Origin of the sequence: Escherichia sp. TW14182, from assembly GCF_000208525.1 — a bacterium.
GTDB classification, from domain to species: domain Bacteria; phylum Pseudomonadota; class Gammaproteobacteria; order Enterobacterales; family Enterobacteriaceae; genus Escherichia; species Escherichia ruysiae.
On record NZ_AEJZ01000272.1, the window covers coordinates 1 to 4,444 of the forward strand.

A 4,444-nucleotide genomic window follows, 5' to 3' on the forward strand; every position below is an offset into this window, starting at 1 on the left:
AGATCTTGTTGTGAAACCGCCTGCGTTTGCGCCAGACGTTGTTGACGTGAATACGTCACCCGCGCCAGTTTCAACTCCGCTTCCGCCTGTTGCCGCTGCGCGCGCAGCTCCATCAGTGTTGCTTCCACTTCCTTGATCTGGTTTTCAGCCTGCTCAGGATCAATAACCCCTAAAAGCTGATCTTTTTTAACTTTATCGCCAATCGCCACCGACAGCGTTTTCAACTGACCGCTAACCTGCGCGCCCACGTCAACCTTACGCAGCGCGTCCAGCTTTCCGGTCGCCAGTACGCTTTGCTGCAAATCACCGGGGCGAACAATCAGTGTCTGATAAGTCGGCACGGGCGCGTTGAGAATTCTCCATAACGCAATCAGCCCGGCGATGACTATCACCAGCGCAATAACGTAACGTTTCTTCACGGTTCTCCGATTTTTCATAAATATTCTGAATACTCCATATGCCAATCCGGGTCATCAACTTCAACGAAATATCAACAAAACCCTAAAATTTACGTTAGTAATCACACTATTGATGTTTGGTTAAGATACGCAATGGTGAAATCGGCGTCATGTATAACCATTGATTTCATGAATATGTCGCAGCTAACTGAACGGTCCTTTACGCCATCTGAATCTCTCAGCAGCCTGTCTCTTTTTCTTAGTCTGGCACGCGGACAGTGTCGACCAGGTAAATTCTGGCACCGACGTAGCTTTCGTCAGAAATTTTTGCTGCGCTCGTTGATTATGCCGCGCTTAAGCGTTGAATGGATGAACGAACTATCCCACTGGCCTAATCTCAATACGCTGTTAACACGCCAGCCGCGACTGCCTGTTCGTCTGCATCGCCCTTACCTTGCCGCCAATCTTAGCCGTAAGCAATTACTCGAGGCGCTACGTTACCATTATGCATTGCTGCGTGCGTGTATGTCGGCAGAAGAATTCAGCTTATATTTGAATACCCCCGGCCTGCAACTGGCGAAGCTGGAAGGTAAAAATGGTGAGCCGTTCACGCTTGAGCTGACCATGATGATCTCAATGGATAAAGAAGGTGACAGCACAATCCTGTTCCGCAACAGTGAAGGTATTCCTCTGGCAGAGATCACTTTTACCCTGTGTGAATATCAGGGGAAAAGAACGATGTTTATTGGTGGACTGCAAGGTGCGAAATGGGAAATTCCGCATCAGGAAATTCAGAATGCGACGAAAGCCTGCCACGGGCTATTCCCAAAACGCCTCGTGATGGAAGCGGCCTGTCTGTTTGCCCAACGTTTGCAGGTAGAGCAGATTATTGCCGTCAGCAATGAAACGCATATTTACCGCAGCCTGCGTTATCGCGATAAAGAAGGCAAGATCCACGCTGATTACAACGCTTTCTGGGAATCGGTTGGCGGCGTATGTGATGCTGAACGCCATTACCGCCTTCCGGCACTGATAGCACGAAAAGAAGTTGCCGAAATCGCCAGTAAAAAACGAGCTGAATACCGTCGGCGCTATGAGATGCTCGACGCCATTCAGCCACAGATGGCAACGATGTTTCGCGGTTAATCTGCCCGACCGCGCGCCAGCCACAGCACGCGTGAGAACATTTTTTTCAGCAGCGTCGGTACGGATTCCACACCACGACGGCCGGCCTCCATTGCCACTTCAATGGCAAGATCGGGTTTGGAAGAGCGATGGATCGCCTTCGAGATAATTTTGCGCAGATTCATCGGCACATTTTCCGGGATCTGCGCCACGCGGTGGAACACATCGGAAAATCCCTGGCGATACATAAAATGTTCCATATCCAGCGCCGGTAACGCCGTTAAATGTTCTCGTTCAGCTTCCCGATCGTTATTCAACAGGCTGCGTACCGTAGCGGCATATTTCTTCCCTGCTTCATCACCATCGACCAGTACATGCCATTCAATCCCCATTCGCCGGGCAAATTTAACCAGTGGCTTTAGCCCGGACTGGGCAAATTCAATGACCTTGATCCCTTCGGCATCGAAATGGTGTCCACACTGGCGCGCCAGTTCATTGATAACCCAGGTTTCTGTTTCCCCTTCCACCAGCAACCAGCAGCGAGCAAACAGCGATGACGGACGATTAAAACGAATATGAAAGGATATGCGTCGGCTATCTTCAGTACTCAAGCCACTCGGCCCCAGACGCCAGGCGGCAACGCGAGAAGATTCACGCACCAGACGGCAAACATGCTCTACCGGTGTTAACGAAAGCAGCTCGCCAGAGTTGGTTGTAGCAATACGTTGCAATGGCAGAAGATTCAGCAGATGCCAGGCAACGGAAAGCATAATGGGGTGTAAACGGGTTTCTGGATCTTCTATCAGCAATAATGGACGGGCGTCTTTATCCAGCCGTAATGTACCTTTTGCCTGCAATAAAGTGGCAAACAGGCCGAGCAAAATAACCCTATACGAGCGACCTCCAGGCCGGTCAATCATCCGGTTGATGATATCCAGATATCGCCAGCTTCGTTGCTCATTGCTGGCTCGCCGCCGCATTAAACGATATCTCGCCTGTCCGGCTCCCTGCTCAGAGAAATAATGCTCAAGCAGTTGCACCATTGCCGAAAGTCCCTGACGAATCTGCCCATCAGAGAGATTTTGTGGATGCGAGGATAACTCACGGGCGAGGAAATCGAGCTGGCGTGCGGTGACTTCCACATTGGGGACATTTGGCACCGTGCCACTACGAATACGGCGCATAAAACGGGCATCACGCAAGCGCAGCACCGGCATTAAACGCACCAGATGGCGTGCCTGATCGTTAATATCCTCGACATCAATCGGATGTCCGTCTTTATCGAGAAAACTGCGGAGTGTCATCACACTGCCGTCTTCCGCACTCTCCCCTTCCAGGCGATAAAAAATACGGTGATAGCCATCGGCGCACGGCGTCCAGCACGCTTCCAGCGGACGATAGCGGCGCACCCGATGCCGGCCTGGCAGCGATTCGCGGAAGGTCAAAATGATATGCAGATGATGTTCCCGCCCATTGATATCTCCCGTCGGAAACCAGAAATCGTCGCGCTCAAAATGGTAGAGATCTGACTCTGGCGATAACAGCAGGGTTAAAGCGTCCAGCAAGCTGGATTTACCCCACGCGTTCTCCCCAATCAGGACATTGTTTTGTTCCAGCATCAACGATAAACGGTTGATACCGCGAAAACCCACAATTTCAACGCGCTCAAGAATCATATCCCCTCCAGAAATATGTTATTTATCTTCTACTCCGGCAGTATAACGAGAAAGACGGTGACAATACGTGATGACAGCACAATTAAGCATGGCAAATGACTGAAAAATGAGCGAATAATTGTGTTATATACCCTCTTAACGATCCCCCTGAAAAAACAACGAAATCAAATAATTAGCTTATGAATTATTTTTGTTACCACCAAAGGCTTAATTCAGTTGTTTGCACTACAATGTCAATCAGGCAAATGACTATATGAGGGAACTGACTATTGCCCTAAATCAAAATTACTGGATTTATTTATCTGGCGAATGACTCGCCTTCGTTTTTAAAATACCCACGCATTATTTCTGTCGTCACTTTTTTACGACGACCCTATAAAACGACCATATTTTTCACAGGGTCAATTTTTAATTGAGGTGGATATGTTCAGAAAATTAGCAGCTGAATGTTTTGGTACTTTCTGGCTTGTATTTGGTGGCTGCGGTAGCGCAGTGCTGGCAGCAGCGTTCCCGGAATTAGGCATTGGTTTTGCTGGTGTTGCGCTGGCTTTTGGTCTGACCGTACTGACCATGGCCTTCGCTGTCGGTCATATTTCTGGTGGTCATTTTAACCCGGCGGTCACTATTGGTTTATGGGCTGGCGGTCGTTTCCCGGCAAAAGAAGTCGTTGGCTATGTGATTGCCCAGGTTGTCGGCGGTATTGTGGCGGCGGCATTGCTGTATTTAATTGCCAGCGGCAAAGCTGGATTTGACGCGGCAGCCAGCGGTTTTGCTTCTAACGGTTATGGCGAGCATTCACCGGGCGGTTATTCCATGCTTTCTGCACTGGTGGTTGAACTGGTACTGAGTGCGGGTTTCCTGCTGGTGATCCACGGCGCAACCGACAAATACGCTCCGGCGGGTTTTGCACCCATTGCCATTGGTCTGGCATTAACACTGATTCACTTAATCAGTATTCCGGTGACTAACACTTCCGTTAACCCGGCGCGCAGTACTGCGGTTGCTATCTTCCAGGGCGGTTGGGCATTAGAACAACTGTGGTTCTTCTGGGTGGTGCCAATTGTCGGCGGTATTATCGGTGGTCTGATTTACCGTACTCTGCTGGAAAAGCGTGATTAATTAGCATTGGCATTTTATCTGCCCTGATTGTTTTATCTTCGACGTTACAAACCGCACGGGTGTTGGTGGCGTCAAAATCGCTGAAGCGTTCCCCGAAGGCCGGGGCAGCCCACATGGATGTGGGCT

General features: G+C 49.9%; 4 protein-coding genes. 2 read left to right on the plus strand and 2 right to left on the minus strand.

Annotation, left to right across the window (positions count from 1 at the left end; genetic code table 11):
- Positions 1–437: efflux RND transporter periplasmic adaptor subunit (locus EQY_RS0119750; protein ID WP_000797454.1), on the minus strand; the 437-nt coding region annotated here is incomplete at its 3' end.
- 150 nt (positions 438–587) lie between these two features.
- Here EQY_RS0119750 and EQY_RS0119755 point away from each other — a divergent pair.
- Positions 588–1,544 carry a VirK/YbjX family protein gene (locus EQY_RS0119755; RefSeq protein ID WP_137598424.1) on the plus strand — a complete coding sequence of 319 codons (957 nt, stop codon included), beginning with the start codon at positions 588–590 and terminating at the stop codon, positions 1,542–1,544.
- Here EQY_RS0119755 and EQY_RS0119760 read toward each other — a convergent pair.
- On the minus strand, positions 1,541–3,199 hold the full coding sequence (locus EQY_RS0119760; protein WP_000599824.1) for an ATP-dependent endonuclease: 1,659 nt from the start codon (positions 3,197–3,199) through the stop codon (positions 1,541–1,543). The two genes, EQY_RS0119755 and EQY_RS0119760, sit on opposite strands and share 4 nt — an antisense overlap.
- 423 nt (positions 3,200–3,622) lie before the next feature.
- Between EQY_RS0119760 and aqpZ the strand changes: the two genes are divergently transcribed.
- Complete coding sequence (gene aqpZ, locus EQY_RS0119765) at positions 3,623–4,318, plus strand: aquaporin Z (protein ID WP_010347562.1); 696 nt, start codon at positions 3,623–3,625, stop codon at positions 4,316–4,318.
- Positions 4,319–4,444 lie beyond the last annotated feature (126 nt).